We start from the raw sequence: 21672 nt of genomic DNA on the forward strand, positions 1-21672 counted from the left end.
ATGACTTTAGGGACTTCAAAATGCAGAAGAAACTTCCTGACGCCGGTGGTCCGGCGTTCTACTCGCCGGCCGACGCCGCGTGGCTTCTCGGTGTCGACCTCAACTCGATCCATCGCGCTATCCGGGTCGGCGAGCTGCGCGCTGTGCGGCGCCGCTCCCGGCTCGTCATCCCAGCTGCCGAGCTGCGGCGGGCGCTCGGCGGTGGTGCGCGATGAGCGATCACGACTACGCGGCGATCGCTGCGCGGCTCGACCGCTACGCCGCTGTGCCCGATGACGTGCTGACGAACGTGGTGGCCAGGGACGGCCTGTGCTTCTGGGCGTTCGAGCGGGCCGACCTGCCGGAGCTGACCGGGGACGATCCGCCGGACAGGGAGCTGGCTACGCGGCTCTGTGCCGGCTGCCCGGTGATCGATGAGTGCCTCGAACTCGACCTGCGTACCGCCGGGCCGGACACGCTGGGCGTGTGGGGCGCGCTGCCGGACACCGACCGGCGCACCTTGTACCCCGTCTGGCTGCGGCGACGGGGAGGTGAAGCGCGATGACGCTCACCCTCTCGCCTACCCAGGTTCTCGCCGGACTCGCGGTGCTGTTTGCCCTGTTCACGACATGGCGGTTCGGCGCCCGCAAGGCGCGCCGTGCTGCCGAGACCGCACGAGCAGGCGCCCGAGTGGTTTCGCTCGCGGGGCGCGTGCTGTTCACGGGCTCGGCGTTCGCCGGCGTTCAGTGGCTCGTGATCACGCACCCTGGGAACCCGACGTTGCTGCTCGTGGTGCTCGGCGCGCCGGACCTGGTCGCGGCCTACGTTTTGACGCGTGCTCTCACCGTAACGTCGCTGGACACCACGCGCCGGGGCGGTGGTCGCCGATGAGCGAGCAGATACCCCGCGCTCAGCGGCTCGCCCAGGATGCCGCCGAAGCGGCCGACGTCCGACGCTGGCGCACCCACCCGGACGTGGTTGCGCTCCAGGTCGAGCGAATCCGCGCTCAGGTCGACCGGCTGTGCTGGGCCGGGATCATCCTCGGCCTGGCGTTCACGACGGCAAACGTGCAGTGGTTCGCCGCCGCCGGAGCTGCCTTCGGGTCGCTGCCCTGGCTGACGGCGTGGCTGCTGGACCCGACCGTGTGTCTTGTTCTCCTCGCGATCCTGCGGGCCGAACAGGTGACCGCCCGATACCAGGTCCACACCGGACGGTGGGTCCGAGCAGCGAAGTGGCTCACGCTGGCGGCTACGTACGTCATGAACACCTGGTCGTCGTGGGCGGCCGGATCGCCGGCCGGTGTGGTTCTGCACTCCGTGCCGCCGATGGTCGTGTTCGTCGCGGCCGAGGCCGTCACGGACCTGCGCGACAAGCTCACCGACGCCGTTCAGGTGGCACACGTGAACGCCTCGAACGTTCATGAACTGCCAGCGCCTGCCCGTGAACGACCTGCGCGGCGGCTGTTCGCTGACTACCTCGCCGAGGCGCGTCAAGCGTGGACGCCCGACGTGAAGGTGACGCCGGCATGGGTCCGGGAGGTCACCGGGTGCTCGCGCGGGTTGTCGTCTCGGCTGGCCACCGCGCTTGCGGACGAGGTGCGCCATGACCGCTGAATCGGATGCCGAGGTGAACGGCAGTGCCAGGCTCGCTCGGGTGGCTTCAGGGGACGTCGAGCACGTCGGCCCGGTGCTCGACGGCGAGTTGATCGACGACACCTTGCCCCAGCCGCGCGCTCGGACTGTCCGACGTCGGTTCGCTCGGTGGTGGAAGCACTCGCCGCGAGTGCCCCTGTGGCTCAAGAGCAAGCCGCAAGCGGTGCAGGCTGCGAAGGATGCCGCGGTCTGGGCGGTCAAGTCACCGGCCCGGTACGCCGGTGCCGTGGTCCGCGGAATCGTGGTCGGAGTCCGGTCGTGGCGTGGCTGGATAAAGGTCAACGACTACCGGACAGCCGCCGAGGAGTCGGAGAAGCTTGCCGATAAGTTCACGGAGATCCGTGAACTCACCTTGTTCCGCTGGAAGGTCACCGGCGCCGTGGTCGCTATCGCGGCGTTGGTGGTCGCGGTGGTGAATCTGCTGTACGGCGCCGATCCGTTGTGGATCGGCGGGGCTGCCGCGTCGTTGGCGCTCGCGGTCCTGGGCCGACGCAAGGACGGCAGCCCGGGACGGAAACCCGCGCTTGCCGGGCCGCGCACGCTGACGTGGACGATGGACCCGCAGGTTCTCGTGGACGCGTTCCGAGACGCCAAGCTGATCGGAAAGGATGAGACGCTTCGTCTAGTCGAGCGCGCGACTCGCGTGGGCGACGGGTGGGCCGTGACCGTGGACCTGCCGGCGACGCGCAAGGCCGCGGACGTCGTGAAGAACCGGGATGCGCTCGCGTCGGCGCTCGCGGTCGACGAAGTTCAGCTCATCGTCGAGCGCGTGCGCGGCAACGGCGGGCACGCCGGGCGGATCTCGATGTGGGTCGCCGATGAGGACCCGTATGCCCGGCCGCCGCTCCAGACGCCGTTGCTCGGCGTGACGCGCTGGAACGCGTGGCGAGCGGTCCCGTTCGGACGCGACGCACGAGACCGGCGGATTGACCTTCCGCTCGTGTGGACGTCGTTACTGATCGGTGCGATTCCTCGGCAGGGAAAGACCTTCGCCGCCCGACTGGCAGCGAGCGGCCTCGTTCTGGACGCGTGGGTGCGGCTCTACGTTGCGGACTTCAAGGCCGGAAAGGACTGGATCGCGGCCGCGCAGGTCGCCCACCGCTTCATGGCCGGCGACGAACCCGAGCACGTCCTGGCCCTCATCGACTGGCTCGCCGAGCTGGTCGCCGAGGTTCAAGGCCGGTACCGGCGCATGCGGGACCTTGACGACATCGTGTGCCCGGAGTCGAAGGTGACGCCGGAGATGTCGCGGGACAAGGCGCTGAACATGCCAATCACGGCGATCTTCATCGATGAGGTTCAGGTACCGCTCGAAGATCGCACGCCCGTTGACGTACAGGGGAAGAAGCTCGGGGCCGGCGAATACGTCGGCGAACTGCTGACGTGGCTGGCGAAGAAGGGGCCTGCGGCCGGGATCGTGCTTGTCCTCGCCACACAACGGCCGGACTCGAAGACCATCCCGTCCGGGCTCCGCGCGGTTCTCGGGTCGCGGTTCGCGCTCCGGGTGATGGACTGGCGCGACTCCAACATCGTGCTTGGCGAGCAGATGAACACCCGCGGATTCGACTCCTCGCGGTTGCTGGCCTCGCACAAGGGCGTAGGTGTCCTGCGACCGGACGGCGACACGGCGGCCGGGGCCGACGTGCTGGCCATGACGGTCCGGACGTACTACATGCCGAACGAGGACTGGCAGACCATCTGCCAGCAGGGGCGAGCTCTGCGCGAGGCCGAGGGGACGCTCACGGGGCACGCTGCCGGCCACGACACGATGCCGACGCTCGACCATGCAGCCGTCGCGCACGCTCTTGGCGCGGGTACGGCCGCACCGCGGGCCGAGCTGCCCGAACCGCTTGCCTCGCTCGTCACCTACCTGGGTGACGACCTCGGCCCTGACGGACGCGACTTCGTGCCGACGGCCGAGCTACTGGAGGCGTTGGACGCCGATCGGAGGACGTTCTCCCAGCAGATGAGCGAGGTCGGATGTCGGCCGACTCGCGATCGCGTGACCAGCGAAGACGGCGAGACGCGGCAGGTGCGCGGCTACCTGACCGCTGATATCCGCCGAGCTGTCGAACGTGTCCGCGCTGGCGGCGAGCCCACCGGGGCCGGTGATCCGTCATGAGTGCGCGGGTGGAAGGTCAGGCATATCGAGTTATCCTACCTGCGGGATTGCCACAGCTGACGCCCGCGGCTGCGCGCGCGTTGCTGGCCGTACTGATCGAACTGACCGAGGTGCCGGTGCTCGACGGACCGGCAAGGGAGGCGACCGATGTCCGCTGAAATCAGCGACCCGTGGTCGAAATTAGACGAAATCCTTGGACTGGAGGTGGCCGAGCCCGTGGACGAAGGGATCGGCGCCTTGGCCGTCTACGGGCGGTGTTCGACGGAGGACAACCAGGACCCGGAGACCTCTCGCGGCTGGCAGTTCGGGAACGCGCGGAAGTTCGTCGAGCCGCTGGGCGGCCGGATCGTGGCCGAGTTCTTCGACATCGGGCAGTCGCGTTCTGTGCCGTGGGACCGGCGAACCGAGGCGTCGCAGTTGCTGGCCGCACTGAAGAATCCGCGTCGTGGCTGGAATGCCTTGGTCGTAGGTGAAGGCACCCGGTGCTGGTTCGGGAATCAGTTCTCGCTCATCGCGCCGCGGTTCTCTGCCTACGGCGTGGACTTGTGGGTCCCGGAGCTGGGCGGGAAGTTCGATCCGCGGAACCCGTCGCACAAGATGCTGATGAGCGTGCTCGGCGGCATGAGCGAGTCGGAACGGCAGCACGTTCAAGCCCGCGTGCGAGCCGCGATGGACGCGCAGGTCGTCAACGAAGGACGTCACCAGGGCGGCCGGGCGCCGTACGGGTACGTAGTCGTGGACGGCGGACCGCATCCGAACCCGAGGAAGGCAGCAGAGGGATTCCGGTTGCGCCTGCTCACCCTTGACGAGTCGGCCGCCGAGGTCGTGCGTCGCATCTTCGCCGAATACCTCGCCGGCAATGGGGATCGGGCGATTGCGAACGGGCTGAATCGCGACGGCATTCCCTGCCCGTCGGCGCGGCGGCCGGACCAGAACCGGCACCGCCTTGCCGATGGCTGGCAGGGCAGCACGGTGCGGTCGATTCTGGAGAACCCGCGTTACACCGGGTTCGCGTTCTTCGGGCGGTGGGCGCGGCAGGAAATGCTGCTTGATCCTGACGACGTCGCGGCCGGGAATGTGGTGCGGTTCCGCCGCGCCAAGCCGGATCGGGTGGTTCGCTCCCGTAAGCCTGCACATCCCGAGATCGTGTCTGTCCAGGACTTCACGCAAACGCAGTTGATGCGACGAGCCAAAGCGGCCGGCGGGCTACGAACTGCGCGCAAGACCGAACGCGCCGGACGCACGGTCAAGCACGCGTACCTGTTCCGTGGACTCATTCGGTGCGCCGCCTGCGGACGGAAGATGGAAGGCAGCCCGCGAAAGCACGGCATGTACTACCGCTGCCCGGCCAGGACACTCACGCCAGGCTCGCCAGCCTTGCTCACGCACCCACCGACGATCTACCTCAAGGAAGAGCCACTGCGAGACGCGCTGAACGACTGGATCGGCAGCCTGTTCGACCGGCAGAACATCGCCCGGACCGTTGAACAACTGGTTCAGGCTCAGCCGACACCGCGGACAGCGGACGAAGGGCCCGCACGGAAGGAACTGGAGGATGCGGAAACCAGGCTGCAGAGGTTCCAGAACGCCATCTCCGCGGGTGTGGACCCGTCGGCCGTCATCGAGGGCATCAACCGGGCGCAAGCCGATCGGGCGGCAGCTCAGGCGGAACTGATGAGCGCTGGTGAGCCTGCGGGACTCGGCGAGGCAGAGGTCTACGCGATGATCGACTCGCTCGGCAACGTCAGCGCCGCACTGGCCGACGGTCAGCCAGGCCGGCTGGCGCAGCTGTACCGGGACTTGCGGCTTGACCTGCGGTTCGACCACGAAAAAGAGGCCGTCGACGTGACGGCCTCTTTGCGGGTGAATAATGCGTGTGTCCGAGGGGGGACTTGAACCCCCACGCCCGTTAAGGGCACTAGCACCTCAAGCTAGCGCGTCTGCCATTCCGCCACTCGGACCTGCTGAGAAAAGAGTATACGGCCACTCCGCCCCCTCGTTCAGGGGGGGGTCCGGGTCCGCCGCCGGACCGGGTCTGGCATCATCGGGCGGTTTCGCGGCTCTGCATCGATCCAGGCGCCGTGGCACCCGGTCGCTGCCTGGGAAACGCGGTTGCTCATACGGTTTACAAGACCGGTTCTGCTTCCTAGGATTCGCCGGGCAAGCCAGCGCGTTCTAGCGCCCTCAGGACCTGGAGGTTCCGGTATGGCGCGCGCCGGTTGGCGGTCTGATGATGAGATTTCCGTTGATGAGCTCCTGCGGGAAACCGGGGCCATGCCTCGGGCCCTCGATGCTTCCGAACCCCTCGCGCGGGTCCGTGAGGATGACACCGGTGACGGCTACCGGGAACGGCTCGAGCAGCGGGCGCGGGAGGCCGCCGCCGCTCAGCAGCGGGCCGGGCGGCGGATTCGGTGGGTCTCTGCCCTCTGTGGGGCCGTTGTTGTCGTCGGGAGCCTGGTGATCATCGCCGTCACCTCCGAGAGCTCGCCCGGGCGGCAAGCCGCCTTGGCTGCTGATCCGTTGGCCCCCGCCACCACTCCGCGGATCGTTGCCAGCACGACGCCGAGTGCCACGCCGGTGCCCACCGTGCTCCGGCAGGTCTCGACCTCCGCGTCTCCCGCGACGACCGCGCCCAAGACCACCGCCACCACCAGCCAGACCCAGGCTCCTCCCCCGCCCGCTCCGGTCGCCTCGTGCACCGTCCACTACGCCGTCACCGATCAGTGGCCCAACGGGTTCACCGCCAACGTCTTCGTCACCAACACCGGCAACCAGACGCTCAACCCGTGGACCGCCACCTGGAACTTCACCGCCGGCCAGCGGGTCACCCACAGCTGGAACGGCGACTACTCGCAGAGCGGCTCACGGGTCACCATGAAAGCGGTTTCCTACAACCTGGCCTTCGCCCCGGGCGCGACCGTCGACATCGGCTTCAACGGCTCCTTCGACCGCGGCAACCCGGCGCCCGTCGGCTTCACCCTCAACGGCACCGGCTGCAGCACGAACTAACCCAGCACCTCGCGCATGAAGCCCACCAGCCAGTGCTGGGCCGGGCTGCGGGCGTGCGTGTGCCGCGTGTACACCGACACCTGGGCCGGCTCGACCTCCATCGGCAGCTCGAACAGCCGGACCCGGTGCTCGGCCGCGAACATCTCCGCCACCAGCCGCGGGACCATCGCCACCAGCTCGCCGTCCTGCACCAGGTACGGCAGCGCCGCGAACCGGGTCACCTCCAGCACCACGCGGCCGAGCAGGCCGCACGCCTCCAGCGCGCGGCGGGGGCCGTCGTGGCCGGTCGGGCCGAACACCGTCACGTGGCGCTCCGCCGCCAGCTCGCCGGACGAGACCGACGCACCCAGGCGCGGGTGGTCCCGCGCCACCATGCCCAGGTAGCCCTCGGAAAACAGCGGGATCCGGGCCACGCGCTGGGAGCTGATCAATGAGGACGCGATGAACGCGTCGATCTCGCCTCGGCCGAGCTGGTCGGCCGCGCGGTCGACGTCCAGGGGCCGGACGGTCAGCGTCACCCCGGGAGCGCGGGCCGGCAGCGCCGCCATCAGCCGCGGCAGCAGCGAGATCTCCCCCAGGTCCGACAGGCACAGCGTGAACGCCGTCCGGGCCGTCGACGGCGAGAACGCCTTCGCGCCGCTCACCGCCGTCTCGATCTCGGACAGCGCGCTGTGCAGGGGCTCGTACAACGCGCGGGCCGTCGTCGTCGGGACCAGGCCGCCGCCGGTGCGGCGGAACAGCTCGTCGGCGAACCGGCGCCGCAGCTTCTGCAGGCTGTAGCTGATCGTCGGCTGCGTGACGTGCAGGGACTCGGCCGTGGCGGTCACGCTGCGGGTCTCGTACAGCAGCACGAACGTGCGCACCAGGTTCAGGTCGAAGTCCGGCATCATCGATCCCCTCTATAAAGCACCGAGGCAACATTTATTGGAACACAGGCGCGCAGCTCCATAGGGTCGGTCCGACTGCGAGGAGGTCACCGATGCCCACCGCCCGCCGGCTCGCCCACGAGTTCCTGGACCGCCGTGGCCTGACCACCGTCTTCGGCAACCCCGGTTCCAACGAGCTGCCGTTCCTCGCCGAGCTGCCGGAGCACTTCCGGTACGTCCTCGGCCTGCACGAAGGCGCTGTCGTCGGGATGGCCGACGGCTACGCCCAGGCGACCGGCCGCCCGGTGCTGGTCAACCTGCACGCCGCCGCCGGCTCCGGCAACGCGATGGGGGCGCTCACCAACGCCGTCTACTCCCGCACTCCCCTGGTGCTCACCGCCGGCCAGCAGGTCCGGACGGCGATCGGGCTGGAGGCGATGCTCGCCAACGTCGACGCGACGCAGCTGATGCGCCCCCTGGTCGCCTGGTCGGGCGAGCCGAGCTGCGCCGCCGACGTGCCGCGTTCGCTCGCGCAGGCGGTGTTCGAGGCCGAGCTGCACCGGCGCCCGAGCTACCTCTCGGTGCCCTACGACGACTGGGCCGTGGAGCTGGCGGAGACTGCGACGCTCGACCGGCAGGTCCAGCGAGGGCTCTCCCCGAGCGAAGGCCAGCTCGACGCCCTCGTCACGGCCGTCGCCGCGGCGCGGAACCCGGCGCTGGTCCTGGGCGGCGACATCGACGCCACCGGGTTGTTCGACCGGGCCGTCGCCCTCGCCGAGCACCTCGACGTGGCGACCTGGGTGGCGCCGTCGCCGCACCGGCTGCCCTTCCCCAACCGGCACCGGCTCTTCCGGGGCGTGCTGCCCGCCGGCATCGCGCCGGTGTCGGCCGCGCTGACCGGCCACGACCTCGTGCTCGTGCTCGGCGCGCCGGTCTTCCGCTACCACCAGCACGTGCCCGGCGCGTACTTGCCGAAGGGCACGCGGCTGATCCAGGTCACCGACGACTTCGGCGCCGCGGCCCGCGCGCCGATGGGCGAAGCGCTGGTCGCCGACCCCGCGCCGGTGATCGAGGCGCTGCTGGCGAAAGTGCCGGGACGGAAAGCGAACGCAGGCTACGTCGAGACCCCCGAGCCCAAGACCGGCGCGAAAGCGCTCCACCCCGAGCAGGTGTTCGCCGCGCTACGCGACACCCAGGCGGGCGACACGCGCTACGTCGTCGAGTCGACGTCGACGAACTCGGCCTGGTGGCGGCAGATGGACCTGCGCCGCGAAGGCTCGTACTTCTTCCCGGCCGCCGGTGGGCTCGGCTTCGGCCTGCCCGCCGCGGTCGGCGTCGCGATGGGCAGCCCGGATCGCCCGGTCGTCGGCGTCATCGGCGACGGCTCGGCCAACTACGGCATCACGGCGTTGTGGACCGCCGCGCACTACCGCGTGCCGGTCACCTTCGTGATCCTGCGCAACGGCGTCTACGGCGCCCTGCGGTGGTTCGGCGAGCTGCTCGGGACGCCGGACGTGCCCGGCACGGAGATCCCCGGGCTCGATTTCACCGCCATCGCGGCCGGGTACGGCGTCGAAGCCACCACCGCCGGCGACGAAGAAGACCTGCGCGCCCAGCTCAAGACGACCCCGGACGGCCCACGGCTGATCCAGGTCGACACCGAACCGACCACACCGGAGTGATCATGACCCTGCTCGCAACGGAATTCGCCGGCGGTAGCGGCGGGACCCACCCGGTCGTCGAACCGGCCACCGGGAAAACCCTGGGCCACGTGGGCATCGCGACGCCGGACGACGTCGCGGAAGCCGCCGCGGCGGCCGCGAAGGCCCAGCGCGACTGGGCCCGGCGCAAGCCCGCCGAACGTGCCGCCGTGCTGCGCCGCGCCGGTGACCTGTGGGAGGCGCACGCCGCCGAGGTGCAGGACTGGATCGTCCGCGAAGCCGGTTCGACGCGGCCCAAGGCCGGGATCGAGACCGGGATGGCGGCCGGGATCTGCTTCGAGGCCGCGGCCCTGCCCACCCACCCGCTCGGCGAGGTGCTGAGCACCGGCGAACCGCGCTGGTCGCTGGCCCGGCGGGTGCCGGCCGGGGTGGTTTCGGTGATCTCGCCGTTCAACTTCCCGCTGATCCTGGCCATCCGCTCGGTCGCGCCCGCGCTCGCGCTCGGCAACGCCGTGCTGCTCAAGCCCGACCTGCGGACCGCGGTGTCCGGTGGGGTGAGCATCCTGCGCGTCTTCGAGGAGGCCGGGCTGCCCGAAGGCCTGCTGCACCTGCTGCCCGGGGACACGGGAGTCGGCGCCGCGGTGGTCGACGCGCCGGAGGTCTCGGTGGTGTCGTTCACCGGCTCGACCGCGGCCGGGCGGAAGGTCGGCGAAGCCGCCGCGCGTTCGCTCAAGCGCGTGCACCTGGAGCTGGGCGGCAACAACGCGCTCGTCGTGCTGCCGGGGGCCGACGTCGCCAAGGCGGCCTCCGCCGGCGCGTTCGGCTCCTTCCTCCACCAGGGCCAGATCTGCATGACCACCGGCCGCCACCTCGTCCACGAGTCCCAGGTGGACGAATACGTCGAAGCCCTCGCGGAGAAGGCCCGGCGGCTTCCCGTGGGGAACCCGGCCGAGAGCGACGTCGCGCTCGGCCCGATCATCGACGACCGCCAGCTCGCGCACGTCACCGACGTCGTCGACCGCAGCGTCGCGGCCGGCGCGCAGGTCCTGGCGGGCGGGAAGCCCGACGCGCCGTTCTACCCGCCGACCGTCCTCTTCGGACTCGACGACGCGAGCCCGGCCTGGCGCGAGGAGATCTTCGGCCCGGTGGCGCCGGTGCGCGCCTACCGCGACCTCGACGAGGCCGCCCGGCTGGTCAACGACTCCGAATACGGCCTCTCGGTCGGCGTCCTCGGCGACGTCGGCACCGCGATGACGCTGGCCGGGGAGGTCCGCTCGGGCAAGGTGCACATCAACGAGCAGACCGTCGGTGACGAGCCGACCGCGCCCTTCGGCGGTGTCGGCGACTCCGGCAACGGCTCCCGCTTCGGCGGGGCGAAGGCCAACATCGAGGCCTTCACCGAGACGCAGTGGCTGACCGTCCGCGCGGACATCGCGCCCTACCCGTTCTGAGGAGCACGACGATGAAGACGTCTCGCGGCGCGTGGACGGCGGTGCTCTGCTGGCTGACCGTCCTGCTCGAGGGCTACGACCTGGTCGCGCTCGGCGCCACCATCCCGACCCTGCTCAAGAGCGGCTACCTCGGCTTCACCGCGGCGGGCGCGACCGCGGTCGCCACGGTGTCGCTGATCGGCGTGGCCGTCGGTGCCGCCGGTCTCGGCCCGCTGACCGACCGGTTCGGCCGCCGCGTGCTGCTCATCGGCTCGGTCCTGCTGTTCTCGCTGTTCACCCTGCTGACGCCGCTGGCGCCGAACGTCGCGACCTTCGGGGTGTTCCGGTTCGTCGCCGGGCTCGGCCTCGGCGCGTGCATGCCGGTGGCGCTGACGGTGATGTCGGAGAACCTGCCGGCCCGGCGGCGCGCCAGCGCGAGCACGTTCACCATGACCGGCTATCACGTCGGCGCGGTGCTGACGTCGGTCCTGGCGCTGTCCGCCAAGGAGGACTGGCACCTGCTCTTCTACGGCGGCGGGGTCATCGGCCTGCTGGCCGTGCCGCTGATGTGGTGGAAGCTGCCGGAGTCCGCGGCCTACCTCGCGGCCAGGGACCAGCACGAACGCGTGGGGCTGAAAGCCCTGCTGAGCGGCCGGTTCCGGCGGACCAGCATCGCCGTGTGGACCGGTTCGTTCATGGGGCTGCTGCTGGTCTACGGGCTCAACACCTGGCTGCCGCAGCTGATGCGCACGGCGGGCTACCCGATCTCGACGTCGATCACGCTGCTGCTGGTGCTCAACATCGGCGCGGTGCTCGGGCTGGTGCTGGCCGGCACGATCGCCGACCGGTTCGGCATCCGCCCGATCGCGCGGATCTGGTTCGGTGCCGGGGCGGTGCTGCTGGCGGCGCTGAGCTTGAAGATCCCGAACGCGGTCGTGCTCAACGCGGTGGTGCTGCTGACCGGCGTCTTCGTGTTCTCCGCGCAGGTGCTGATCTACGGCTACGTCGCGCACGCGTTCCCGGCGTCGGCCCGCGGTACCGCGCTCGGGCTGACGTCGGCGGTCGGGCGGCTGGGCTCGATCCTCGGCCCGTTCGTCACCGGTGCGCTGGTCACCGCCGGGGTCGCCTATCCGTGGGGCTTCTACTTCTTCGCCTTCGTGGCGGGGCTGGGTTTGGTCGCGGTGCTGCTGCTGCGCGGCGAGACGCGGTCCGAAGAGCGGTTGACGCCCGTGTCCGCCGGGTAGCCGCGAAGGATCGGCCACCCGAGGAGGAACGATGTCGCAGCCCCACCACGAGACCGGCGAGCTGGACTCGAGCGGGAACCCGGTCGGCGAGCCGCCCCGCCGCGAAGAGCCCGACGGGCCGCTGGAAGACGAGGACGCGAAGGCGCGGCCCGGTCATCCGGCCACGCAGGAGAACTTCCGCGGCCGCTAGACCGTGTCTTCCGGACGGCGGCGGCCCAGCGTCGCCTCCGGGTGTTCGGTGCGGCGGTCGGAGTCGCGCAGGACCTCGCGGGCCTGGCCCTCGGGGTCCGCGCTGTCCACGGTCTGCTCTTCGGGCAGCAGCTCGGCGCGGGTTTCGGTCCGGTCAGGGGTGTCGGTCATGCTTCGCGAGTACCCGGTCCGGAGCGATCTCAGACACCCCGCAGCCAGCCGAACGCGAGCGCGATGACCAGCCCGGCGACCATCAGCACGAGGACGCCGGTGAGGACCAGCCACAGCACCGGCATCGCCTTGGACGGCATCGGCTGCGGGTGCGACAGCCCCGACGTCTGGGCGGAGTCGGGGGGCGTGCTGCCCGGCGGCACCCCGCCCCCGGCTTCCAGGTCCGGCGTCCGGCGGGGGTCCGGATCCGGGGGTTCGGCGGTCATGGCGGCACCGTCCTTCCGTCGCTCCCGCGGCGGGTGCCCGCCCGGGGGCCGGGCAAACCCGGTCAAACCGGCTCAAACCCGCTCATTCCCGGGACCGGCGGTGGCCGGCGGCGTCGCGGCGCAGCTGGTCGGTGTGGGCCGAGATCTCGCCGAGCTGCTCGGCCAGCCCGGCGTGCGCGCCGGTCAGGTGCGGCTGCGCGGCGGCCAGCGGCGGGAGCAGCGTCGCCGGGTCGTCGTCGCCGAGGGCCGCGCCGAGGCGCTCGGCGCTGGCCTGCCCGGCCGGGCCCAGCCCGTCGAGCGCGCTGACGCGGCCGGCGAGCTGGCGCAGGATGGCGGAGTTGCGGCGGGCCCAGTCGGCGACGGCCCGGTCGCCCGCGCGCCGGTCGCGTTCCGCGTCGACCCGCGCTTCGCCGGTCTTCTCGCCGGTGTGCGACGGCTGCAGCCGCAGGTAACGCCGTTCCGCGGCCTGGCGGCTCGCGACGCCCAGCGCGGGCGCGAGCGCCACCCAGCTGGCGCCGGCCGCCCTGGCCGCCGCGATCAGTTCCGGTTCCCAGCTCGCCAGCTCCTCGCGCAGCAGCCGCAGGCCGGACAGCGCGTCCAGCACCCGGTCCTGGTCGCCCGTCCCGGCCCGGGCGGCCGCGACCGCCTCCTGGATCCGGCGCAGCGAGCCGGTGGGATCAATCCCGTCCATCGTGTCATCCTTTCGACGACCCACACCTTGTCATCGTTTTGACGACATGCTAGAACAGCTTCGCGTGTTGACACCAGAGTCGACGAGTTCCCAGGAGGTGGATCCCGATGTTGATGCGCACCGACCCGTTCCGCGACCTCGACCGGTTCGCCCAGCAGGTCTTCGGCGCCGGCACCTGGTCGAAGCCGGCCGCGATGCCGATGGACGCCTACCGCACCGGCGACGAGTTCGTGGTCTGCTTCGACCTGCCCGGCGTCGATCCCGGCGCCGTCGAGCTGGACGTCGAGCGCAACGTCCTCACGGTCAAGGCCGAACGACGGCCCCTGCCGACCGGTGACGACGTCCGGATGCACGTCTCCGAACGACGGCTGGGCGTGTTCTCCCGCCAGCTGTTCCTCGGCGACACCCTGGACACCGAGCACATCACCGCGAACTACGACGCCGGGGTGCTGACCGTCCGCATCCCGATCGTCGAGAAGGCGAAGCCGCGGCGCATCGAAGTCGGCGGGGCCGGCGAGCGCACGCAGATCGAGGCTTGACCCGTGGCGGGGCCGGGCGAGCCCGGCCCCGGCCGCCGGCTCAGGAGCGTTCGACGCGGAAGACCGCGATGCGCTCCGCGGCCGCCGCGACGGCGTCCGGTGTCGGTGCGTCCGCCAGGCCGGTCGTCACGAACCGCTTCCCCACGCTCGGCGGGCTCGTTTCGACGAGCCGGCGCAGGACCGGCCGCCGCTCCGGCACCGGCAGCTCGGCCAGCCGGGCGACCGACGAACGGCGGCCGCGGGTGAGCGTCACCTCGCCCGCGGCCCGCACGTTCGCCACCCAGGCCGCCTTCGGATAGGCCTGGACGATGTAGCGGGCACCGTCGATGGGCAGGACGGCGATGGGGAACGTGCGGGGCACACCGGTGCGCCGGCCGGGCACGGTGAGCAGCTGCATCGGCCCGAAGGCGACGCCGAGCCGCTGGAGGCCCACGACGATCTTGTTGCCGGCGTTGACCATCCGGCGGTAGCTCTGCGCTGTTGTCATACCCCGACGGTACACGAACTCATATGAAACTCATATGATCTGTAAGTCATAGTCCATCCCGGTCGGGACCAGGCGCCGGCTCCGGCGGCAGCGGGTCCGGGATGGGCACACCGGGTTCCGGGAGCGGCCGGTCCGGTCCCGGGTCCGGGACGACGGGGGCGGGCTGCACCGGTTCGGGCGGTATCGGGGGTGCGGTCGACATCGGTCTTCCCTCCGCCTCGCTGCGCCGCCCGCGAATCGGACGACGATCACCGGAGGGCTACCCGCCGCGGCGGGTCGGGGAAACCCGTTGACCCTGACACCGTGTCAGGCCTTATCCCGTACCCATGACGCCTTTCCGCACCGCGATCGAGGTGGCCGCCGGGATCCGCCGCGGCGAGCTCTCGGCGCGTGACCTGACCGAACAGCTCTTCGCCCGCATCGACGCCTCCACCGTCAACGCCGTTATCGCGATCTGCCGCGACTTCGCGCTCGACGCCGCTTCGGAGGCCGATCGGGCGGTGGCGCGCGGCGACGACGTCGGCCCGCTGCACGGCGTCCCGATGACGATCAAGGACGCCTTCGCCGTGAAAGGCCTGCCGACGACCTGGGGCGAGCCGGCGTTCGCGGACTGCGTCGCGGACGAGGACGCGGCGGTCGTCGCCCGGCTGCGGGCCGCGGGCGCGATCGTCGTGGGCAAGTCGAACGTGCACCACCTGCTGGCCGACTTCGGCCGGACCGACAACCCGCTCCACGGACGGACGCTCAACCCGCGAGACCACACCCGGACACCGGGCGGCTCGAGCGGTGGCGCCGCAGCCGCGCTCGCCGACGGCCTGACGTACCTCGAATACGGCTCCGACCTGGCCGGGTCGATCCGGATCCCGGCCGCCTACTGCGGTGTGTACGGCCTCAAACCCACCCCGGGCACCGTGCCACTGCGTGGGTTCCAGCCCCCGGGGCCGCCCGCGCCGCCCGCCCGGGAATTCCCCTCGGCGGTGGGTCCCCTGGCCCGGTCGGCGGCCGACCTGCGGCTCGCCCTGGAAGTCACCGGCGGCCCGCTGCGGCCCGCCCGGCGGTCCCGGCTCGAGGACTTCCGCGTCGGCGTCGTGCTCGACGATCCGGCCTGCCCGGTGACCGGCGAGGTCGGCGCGGTGCTTTCGGACGCCGTCGACGCACTGGCCCGCGCCGGGGTGCGGATCCGCGCGGGCTGGCCGGCGGACGTCGACCCGATCGCCCAGGCCGAGGCGTTCGGCTTCCAGGTGGAACTGTTCTTCGCGAGCCAAGAAGGGCGTGCCCCGGCCGGGACCGCCGGGCAGGAGCGGCGGCGGGCGGCCTTGACCGCGGCGTGGGGCCGGTACTTCGCCGGCGTCGACGGGTTTCTCTGCCCGACGGTGTTCACCACGGCGCCGGCCCACGACGACCGGCACCGCTACGAAGACCAGGTGTTCTGGATCGCGCAGGCGTCGCTGCCCGGGCTGCCCGCGGTCAGCGCCCCGGTGGGCGGAGCGCGGCCGGCCGGGCTGCAGGTCGTCGGGCCCGCGCACGAAGACGGCACCGCGATCACGTTCGCGGAACTCGCCGCGGACGTCGTCGGCGGGTTCGTCCCGCCTGGGGCAGGATCGAGCCGTGTTCTCGATCGGTGATTTCGCCCGCCACGGCCGGGTTTCGGTCCGGATGCTGCGCCACTACGACGCACTCGGTCTGCTGCGCCCGGCGCGCGTCGACCCCGCGACCGGCTACCGCAGCTACACCGCGGGCCAGCTCGCGCGGCTCAACCGGATCGTCGCGCTGAAGGACCTCGGGTTCACGCTGGAGCAGGTGGCCACGCTGCTGGCGGAGGAGGTCACGGTCGAGCAGGTGCGCGGCATGCTGGCGCTGCGGCGCGCGGAGCTGGAAGCCGCGCTGGCCGAAGGCGCGGCCCGGCTGGCGCAGGTCGAAGCGCGGCTGCGGACCATCGAGGCGGAGGGCCGGCCGCCGGCCCACGACGTCGTCGTCAAGGAGCTGCCCGGCCTGCGGGTGGTGGAGCTGACGGGGGTCGCGGCGGGGTTCGCGCCGGAGGCGATCGGGCCGGTCGTCCACCCGCTGTGCGCGGAGCTCGGCCGCCGCCTCCCGCACGCGGACGTCACGCCGGCGGGCAGGCTGACCTGCTACTACGAGCAGCGCGCGGAGGACGAGGTCATCGTGCACGCCGCGGTCCCGGCATCGGTCGGCGGCGGCGATCTCAACGGCCTGGCGGTGGTGCACCTGCCGCCCACCCGCGCGGCGACGCTCGTCCACCGCGGCGCGATCGACGGCGTCCTGCCCGGCTGGCAGGCGGTGGTGCGCTGGATCGACGACCACGGCCGCCGGTCGGCCGGACCGCAGCGGGAGGTGTACCTGGACTGCCCGGAGGATCCGGCGGGCTGGGTGACGGAGCTGCAGGAGCCGATCAGCTAGGCCCACGATGATCAACGACGGGGACTGATGCCTGGTCTCACCCCCGTCCACGATCTACTCACGCCCGGTCCGCAAACCGACTGCGCCCGGCGATGTGGCGGATGTCCGGGAAACCGATATTGCTCAGAGGGAGTTGGCGAACGATCCTCGCCCCCAGGTCCGTTACGCCGTGCGAATCGTGAGCTTAAGACACGAAAATTCGAGGACGAGGGGCCGGATGGTCCAAGTTCCGGATTTCCCGGTTTCGCCGGCCAGTGTCGGAACCTGCGGCCAACGGTTCTTCCCGTTGCTATTGTTTCGCCAGGACCACGCCGCGCGGGCGGCCGGGCGATGAGGATTTCCGATGGCGCAAGACAACCGGTACGACAGCCACGAGCCCGGGGAGCATCCGAAGGCCTTCATTTCGTACACCCACGACAGCGAAGAACATCGAGACGCTGTGCTGACCTTCGCCGATTTGCTGGTGCGACAGGGTATCGACGTGGTGCTTGACCGCTGGGCCACCGACCGTCGGCAGGACTGGCAGGCGTGGGCGACCCGGAACATCACCGGATCGGACCACGTGCTGGTCATCGCATCCGAGGGTTACCTGCGGATGGGTGACGGGATCGGGCCCAACCACCTGAACCTGGGCGGCCAGGCGGAAGCAGCGCTGCTGCGCGACTTGCTACAAGGCGACCGCGCGACTTGGACGGCCCGGATCCTGCCGGTTCTCCTGCCCGGCCACGGCAAAGACGAGATCCCGAACTTCCTCCAGCCCAACGCCGCAGACTGGTACGACGTTCCGGCCATCACACCGGAGGCGACGGAGTCTTTGCTGCGGGTTCTCACCCGGCAGCCGCGTGACGTCCCGCCCGCGCTCGGACCTCGGCCGGTTCTCCCACCGCGATCCGGCCCCAGTCCGGCCCCGCTCATCGTGCCGGGCGAACTTGCTGTCGTCCGGCGCTCGGAACTGCTGCCACAAGGCTTCCGATCACAAAGCCCGCTGGTCGAAATGCATCTTGTCCCCGCCTCGTCCCTTGTACGCTACGGCGTGCTCCAACTCGAGCGGATCTGCGACGAGCTGGCCACGTCGGGCCGCGCAACGGGGCTCTTCTCACATACCCAAGCCATCTCCGTCGGCTCTTCGGCCGACGCAGCATGGGCGCTCTCGACGGACGGGCGTTCCGGGGAGTGCGGGCTCGCGGTGCTCCGCGGCGGCCAACGCACGTGCTGGTTCGCGCTGCCAAGTGCGACCATCGGCTGGATTCTCGACCGGGACGACCTGACCTCGAAGCTCACCGAAAGGCTGAACCTGCTCCTGCAGATCGGCCTTCCCCTGCCGGACAGCTTCGCGCCGGCGATCGCGTTGGAGCCGGTGAGCCTGACGAGGCTCGGGCGTCTCTCCGATGCGACCGCGAACAGCGCATCACTGCCCATCAATCCACCTGAGCGGATCATGCTCGGCACCGAAGAGGTCTTCCGCATCGAAGAGCTCCGCCACTCACCACGGGCCGTCGCCGAGGAACTGGCCGCCCGGCTTGCGGTCGCGTTCAGACGTTGATCAGCTAGGCCGGGGGCGGTGGGCGTGGTCGCCCGAGGGGAGGTCGCGGTCCACGTGCTCCGCGTGGTGCAGGGCCTGGGCCAGCAGGCCGCGCACGTGGTTGTCGGCCGCGGAGTAGTACACGAACGTTCCTTCGCGGCGGCCCTTCACCAGGCCTGCCAGCCGCAGTTTGGCCAGGTGCTGGCTGACCGCCGTGGGGGCGGCGCCGGCCAGTTCGGCCAGGCAGGCCACCGATGATTCACCCTGCAGCAGCGCCCAGAGCACCTTGATGCGAGTCGGGTCGGCGAGCAGGCGGAACGACTCCGCCGCCAGGTGGACCTGCTCTTCGGTGGGCATTTCGAACTCCGGCAGCGACGCGTGCATGGCCGAAACCCTACTACTTGCGTATCTGCGTGCTTGCGCAGATAGACTGCTCCCATGCCTGGACACGGACACGGCCACTCGAAGTGGCGGCCGCACAGCCACGACAGCGCCGACCGCGTCGACCACGCTCTCGAAACCAGCCGGCGGGGCATGCGGGCGCTCGGGTGGTCGTTCGCCGCGCTGTCCTCGACCGCCGTCGCGCAGCTGGTGCTCGTGCTGGTCACCGGATCGGTGGCGCTGCTGGGCGACACCATCCACAACTTCGCCGACGCGCTGACCGCCGTCCCGCTCGGCGTCGCCTTCCTGCTCGGCCGCCGCGCCGCGACCCGCCGCTACACCTACGGGCTCGGCCGCGCCGAAGACCTGGCCGGCGTGGTGGTCGTGCTCGTCGTCGCGGCTTCGGCGGCGATCGCCGGCTACGAATCGGTGATGCGGCTGCTCGACCCGCGGCCCGTCGCGCACCCCTGGGTGGTCGCCGCCGCCGGCGTGATCGGCTTCGCCGGCAACGAACTCGTGGCGCGGTACCGGATCAGGATCGGCCGCGAGATCGGCTCGGCCGCGCTGGTCGCCGACGGGCTGCACGCCCGCACGGACGGCTTCACGTCGCTGGCGGTCGTCGCCGGCGCGGCGGGCGTCGCGTTCGGCTTCCCCGCCGCGGATCCGGTCGTCGGGCTCGTGATCACGGTCGCGATCCTGTTCGTCCTGCGCGACACGGCGAAGGAGGTGTTCCGGCGGCTGCTGGACGCCGTCGACCCGGCGTCGGTCGAGCTGGCCGAACGGACGGCCCGCGCCGTCGACGGCGTGCTCGGTGCGCGGGACCTCCGGATGCGCTGGATCGGGCACCACCTGCGGGCCGAGCTGGCCGTGACGGTGGCGGCGAACCTGACCGTCGAAGCCGCCCACGCGCTGGCCCACGAGGTGGAACACCGGCTGCTGCACGCGATCCCGCGGCTGACCGCGGTGGTGATCCACACCGAGCCGGCCACCGGCGCGGACCGGGCGCACGAAACCGTGGCCCACCACCGGTGAGCGCCACTGCTCAGGAGCCGACGGGCTGCTCCACCGGTTCCGGCTTCGGGCTCAGCACCCCGGCGAACACCGCCGCCAGGAGGCACAGCACCACCGGCACCCCGAAGGTCACGTTGAGCGGCATCCACCGGGTCAGCCCGCCGATCAGCGCCGGGCCGGCCAGCAGCCCGACGTACCCGAGGCCGACGACCCGGGCCATCAACGCGCCCGAGGCCCGCGTGTCCAGGTTGCCCGCCGCCGTGAACAGCTGCGGGACGCCGCCCGAAAGGCCCAGGCCGAACAGCGCCCAGCCCACCAGGGACAGCGGTACCCACGGGGCCGCCGCGGCCGTCGTCAGGCCGACCGCCGCCATCGTCGCTCCATAACGGACGATCGCCGCCGGGCCCGCCCAGGCCGCGACGCGGTCGGTCAGGAAGCGGCCGGTCGTCATCGCCACCGCGAACGCGCCGTACGCCAGCGCCGCCGTGGACGCCGAGGTGCCGAGCACCTTTTCCATGTGCAGCGCGGCCCAGTCGTTCGCGACGCCCTCCGACAGCATCAGCGCGAGGGCCAGCAGGCCGAGCAGCCAGACCGTGCGGCCCGCGGGCCGGCGCGTGCCGACCGGCCCGGAGGCGGCGGCAGGCACATCAGGAGAAGGCACCGCGGCCGGCTCCATCAGGAATCGCGCCGACAGCAAGGAAAGCAGCACGCACAGCAGGCCCGTGCCGGTCAGCGTCACCCCGGTGGGCACGCCCGCGCCGAGCGTCGCCGCGCCGATGACCGCGGCGATCGCGCCGCCGATCGACCACATCGCGTGGAAGGCCGCCATGATCGGGCGCGGGTAGGCCCGCTCCACGACCACCGCGTGGGAGTTCATCCCGACGTCGATCGAGCCGTTGCCGAAGCCGAAGCCGATCAGCCCCAGGCCCAGCGTCCACCACGAGTTCGCGAACCCCGGCCCGCACACCGCGAGCCCCATCAAGACGCCCGCGGCCGGCACCAGCCGCCGGTGCCCGAGCCGGTCGACGAGCGGTCCGGCCACCTGCATGCCGGCGAACGCGGCGCCACCGAGCACCAGCAGCAGCGCGCCCAGCGTGCTGTGCGAGATGCCCGTCGCGCGCTCGACGTTCGGGATGTGCACCACCCACATGCCCATCGCGAACCCGTTGAGGCCGAAGAACATGAAGGTCGCGAACCGGGCGGCACGCGGGCGGGGCGGGACGGTCATCGGCTCTCCATGGGGACGGCGACGTGCACGAGCACGCCGCGCTCGGCCAGCGCGGCACGCTGGTCCTCGGGCGCTGCGGGATCGGTGATCACCACGTCGGCGCGGTCGGCGGGACAGATGCGGGCGAGCGCGGCCCGGCCCCACTTGGCGCCGTCGGCGAGCACGATCGCCCGGGCCGCGACGTCGAGGGCGGCCTGCTTGACCTCGGCGTCGCCCAGGTCGAAGGCGGTGAGCCCGGAGTCGAGGCCCAGCGCGCAGGGGCTGATCACGGCGACGTCGAACCGCAGGGCCCGCAGCGAAGCCAGCGTCAGCGGCCCCACCAGGGCCTGCTCCCCCGGGCGCGGTTCGCCGCCGGGCAGCAGCAGCCGGACGTCCGGGTCGTCGGCCAGCTCACGGACCGCGTGCAGGGACAGCGGCATCACGGTGACCGGGCGCCCGCGCAGCAGCCGCGCCAGTTCCAGCGCCGTCGTGCCGCTGTCGAGGACGACCGTTTCGCCGTCGCGGATCAGCTCCGCCGCCGCGGCGGCGATGGCCCGTTTCGCCGCGATCGCGGCCGTCGCGCGGGCCGCGAACGGCGGTTCGACCCCCGACGGCGACGCCGGGACCGCGCCGCCGTGCACCCGGCGCAGCACGCCCCGGGACGCCAGGTGGTCGAGGTCGCGGCGGACGGTCATCTCCGACGCGCCGGTCGCTTCGGCCAGCTCGGCGACGCCCACCTGGTCGGCGTCCCGCAGCCGCTCCACGATCACCCGTTGCCGGTCCGCGCTCTTCACGCCGTGATGCTCGCAAGCCGTCCTCGTTCGCAC

Annotated in this window: 25 protein-coding genes and 1 tRNA gene; 17 read left to right on the forward strand and 9 right to left on the reverse strand. The window is 71.5% G+C overall.

The window, feature by feature from the left end; all coding sequences use genetic code 11:
• The first annotated feature begins 20 nt into the window (after positions 1-20).
• Genes AB0F52_RS32705 through AB0F52_RS32735 form a run of 7 tightly spaced genes read left to right on the forward strand, consistent with a single transcriptional unit; the run spans position 21 to position 5649 of the window.
• A complete protein-coding gene (locus AB0F52_RS32705) occupies positions 21-215 on the forward strand; it encodes a helix-turn-helix domain-containing protein (protein WP_360179455.1) in 195 nt (64 codons plus the stop codon).
• A complete protein-coding gene (locus tag AB0F52_RS32710; protein WP_360179457.1) occupies positions 212-544 on the forward strand; it encodes a WhiB family transcriptional regulator in 333 nt (110 codons plus the stop codon). Before AB0F52_RS32705 ends, AB0F52_RS32710 begins: the two co-directional genes overlap by 4 nt.
• Positions 541-870, forward strand: a complete 330-nt coding sequence (locus AB0F52_RS32715) for a hypothetical protein (RefSeq protein ID WP_360179459.1) — start codon at positions 541-543, stop codon at positions 868-870. The genes AB0F52_RS32710 and AB0F52_RS32715 overlap by 4 nt, the downstream gene beginning before the upstream one ends.
• Positions 867-1592, forward strand: a complete 726-nt coding sequence (locus AB0F52_RS32720; RefSeq protein ID WP_360179461.1) for a hypothetical protein — start codon at positions 867-869, stop codon at positions 1590-1592. Before AB0F52_RS32715 ends, AB0F52_RS32720 begins: the two co-directional genes overlap by 4 nt.
• A complete protein-coding gene (locus AB0F52_RS32725) occupies positions 1582-3753 on the forward strand; it encodes a cell division protein FtsK (protein WP_360179463.1) in 2172 nt (723 codons plus the stop codon). Before AB0F52_RS32720 ends, AB0F52_RS32725 begins: the two co-directional genes overlap by 11 nt.
• Positions 3750-3911, forward strand: a complete 162-nt coding sequence (locus tag AB0F52_RS32730; protein WP_360179465.1) for a hypothetical protein — start codon at positions 3750-3752, stop codon at positions 3909-3911. Before AB0F52_RS32725 ends, AB0F52_RS32730 begins: the two co-directional genes overlap by 4 nt.
• A complete protein-coding gene (locus AB0F52_RS32735) occupies positions 3901-5649 on the forward strand; it encodes a recombinase family protein (protein WP_360179467.1) in 1749 nt (582 codons plus the stop codon). The genes AB0F52_RS32730 and AB0F52_RS32735 overlap by 11 nt, the downstream gene beginning before the upstream one ends.
• On the opposite strand, the gene AB0F52_RS32740 is transcribed toward AB0F52_RS32735, so the two are convergent.
• Positions 5631-5714, reverse strand: a tRNA-Leu gene (locus tag AB0F52_RS32740). The genes AB0F52_RS32735 and AB0F52_RS32740 overlap by 19 nt on opposite strands.
• Positions 5715-6210: 496 nt before the next feature.
• On the opposite strand from AB0F52_RS32740, the gene AB0F52_RS32745 reads away from it, so the two are divergent.
• On the forward strand, positions 6211-6762 hold the full coding sequence (locus AB0F52_RS32745; RefSeq protein ID WP_360179469.1) for a cellulose-binding domain-containing protein: 552 nt from the start codon (positions 6211-6213) through the stop codon (positions 6760-6762).
• Here AB0F52_RS32745 and AB0F52_RS32750 read toward each other — a convergent pair.
• On the reverse strand, positions 6759-7649 hold the full coding sequence (locus AB0F52_RS32750; RefSeq protein ID WP_360179471.1) for a LysR family transcriptional regulator: 891 nt from the start codon (positions 7647-7649) through the stop codon (positions 6759-6761). The two genes, AB0F52_RS32745 and AB0F52_RS32750, sit on opposite strands and share 4 nt — an antisense overlap.
• Positions 7650-7741: 92 nt before the next feature.
• Between AB0F52_RS32750 and mdlC the strand changes: the two genes are divergently transcribed.
• The 4 genes from mdlC to AB0F52_RS32770 are packed head-to-tail and all read left to right on the forward strand — an operon-like array spanning position 7742 to position 12153.
• Entirely contained in the window at positions 7742-9310 is a 1569-nt protein-coding gene (gene mdlC, locus AB0F52_RS32755; protein WP_360179473.1) for a benzoylformate decarboxylase, read from the forward strand.
• Positions 9311-9312: 2 nt separating this feature from the next.
• Entirely contained in the window at positions 9313-10740 is a 1428-nt protein-coding gene (locus tag AB0F52_RS32760; RefSeq protein WP_360179475.1) for a benzaldehyde dehydrogenase, read from the forward strand.
• A gap of 11 nt (positions 10741-10751) precedes the next feature.
• On the forward strand, positions 10752-11963 hold the full coding sequence (locus AB0F52_RS32765) for an aromatic acid/H+ symport family MFS transporter (protein WP_360179477.1): 1212 nt from the start codon (positions 10752-10754) through the stop codon (positions 11961-11963).
• Between the two features lie 31 nt (positions 11964-11994).
• On the forward strand, positions 11995-12153 hold the full coding sequence (locus AB0F52_RS32770) for a hypothetical protein (RefSeq protein WP_360179479.1): 159 nt from the start codon (positions 11995-11997) through the stop codon (positions 12151-12153).
• Here AB0F52_RS32770 and AB0F52_RS32775 read toward each other — a convergent pair.
• From AB0F52_RS32775 to AB0F52_RS32785, 3 genes are all read right to left on the reverse strand, one after another.
• Positions 12150-12323, reverse strand: coding sequence for a hypothetical protein (locus AB0F52_RS32775; protein WP_360179481.1), 174 nt, complete (start codon positions 12321-12323; stop codon positions 12150-12152). The genes AB0F52_RS32770 and AB0F52_RS32775 overlap by 4 nt on opposite strands.
• A 29-nt stretch (positions 12324-12352) precedes the next feature.
• Positions 12353-12589 (reverse strand): DUF6480 family protein, encoded by a 237-nt coding sequence (locus AB0F52_RS32780; protein ID WP_103337245.1) that lies wholly within the window; start codon positions 12587-12589, stop codon positions 12353-12355.
• A gap of 82 nt (positions 12590-12671) precedes the next feature.
• Positions 12672-13280: an HSP18 transcriptional regulator gene (locus AB0F52_RS32785; protein ID WP_360179483.1), complete on the reverse strand. Its 609-nt coding sequence runs from the start codon at positions 13278-13280 to the stop codon at positions 12672-12674.
• Positions 13281-13387: 107 nt separating this feature from the next.
• Between AB0F52_RS32785 and AB0F52_RS32790 the strand changes: the two genes are divergently transcribed.
• Entirely contained in the window at positions 13388-13819 is a 432-nt protein-coding gene (locus AB0F52_RS32790) for an Hsp20/alpha crystallin family protein (protein ID WP_360179485.1), read from the forward strand.
• A gap of 40 nt (positions 13820-13859) precedes the next feature.
• Here the strand turns inward: AB0F52_RS32790 and AB0F52_RS32795 are convergent, their stop codons facing one another.
• Entirely contained in the window at positions 13860-14306 is a 447-nt protein-coding gene (locus tag AB0F52_RS32795; protein ID WP_360179487.1) for a nitroreductase family deazaflavin-dependent oxidoreductase, read from the reverse strand.
• A gap of 326 nt (positions 14307-14632) precedes the next feature.
• On the opposite strand from AB0F52_RS32795, the gene AB0F52_RS32800 reads away from it, so the two are divergent.
• The 3 genes from AB0F52_RS32800 (at position 14633) to AB0F52_RS32810 (ending at position 18267) form a co-directional block, all read left to right on the forward strand.
• Complete coding sequence (locus AB0F52_RS32800) at positions 14633-15931, forward strand: amidase family protein (RefSeq protein WP_360179489.1); 1299 nt, start codon at positions 14633-14635, stop codon at positions 15929-15931.
• Positions 15915-16724, forward strand: a complete 810-nt coding sequence (locus AB0F52_RS32805; RefSeq protein WP_360179491.1) for a MerR family transcriptional regulator — start codon at positions 15915-15917, stop codon at positions 16722-16724. The genes AB0F52_RS32800 and AB0F52_RS32805 overlap by 17 nt, the downstream gene beginning before the upstream one ends.
• Positions 16725-17067: 343 nt before the next feature.
• Positions 17068-18267, forward strand: coding sequence for an SEFIR domain-containing protein (locus AB0F52_RS32810; RefSeq protein ID WP_360179493.1), 1200 nt, complete (start codon positions 17068-17070; stop codon positions 18265-18267).
• Here the strand turns inward: AB0F52_RS32810 and AB0F52_RS32815 are convergent, their stop codons facing one another.
• Positions 18268-18630 (reverse strand): metalloregulator ArsR/SmtB family transcription factor, encoded by a 363-nt coding sequence (locus AB0F52_RS32815; protein WP_360179495.1) that lies wholly within the window; start codon positions 18628-18630, stop codon positions 18268-18270. It abuts the gene before it with no gap.
• 54 nt (positions 18631-18684) lie between these two features.
• Here AB0F52_RS32815 and AB0F52_RS32820 point away from each other — a divergent pair, with 54 nt between their 5' ends.
• Entirely contained in the window at positions 18685-19659 is a 975-nt protein-coding gene (locus AB0F52_RS32820; protein ID WP_360179497.1) for a cation diffusion facilitator family transporter, read from the forward strand.
• 10 nt (positions 19660-19669) lie between these two features.
• On the opposite strand, the gene AB0F52_RS32825 is transcribed toward AB0F52_RS32820, so the two are convergent.
• Together AB0F52_RS32825 and AB0F52_RS32830 are read right to left on the reverse strand one after the other, a co-directional pair.
• Entirely contained in the window at positions 19670-20866 is a 1197-nt protein-coding gene (locus AB0F52_RS32825) for an MFS transporter (protein WP_360179499.1), read from the reverse strand.
• Positions 20863-21639: a DeoR/GlpR family DNA-binding transcription regulator gene (locus AB0F52_RS32830; protein ID WP_360179501.1), complete on the reverse strand. Its 777-nt coding sequence runs from the start codon at positions 21637-21639 to the stop codon at positions 20863-20865. The genes AB0F52_RS32825 and AB0F52_RS32830 overlap by 4 nt, the downstream gene beginning before the upstream one ends.
• Between the last annotated feature and the right edge of the window lie 33 nt (positions 21640-21672).

Origin of the sequence: Amycolatopsis sp. NPDC024027, assembly GCF_040638975.1 — a bacterium.
In the GTDB taxonomy this organism is placed as follows: Bacteria; Actinomycetota; Actinomycetes; order Mycobacteriales; family Pseudonocardiaceae; genus Amycolatopsis.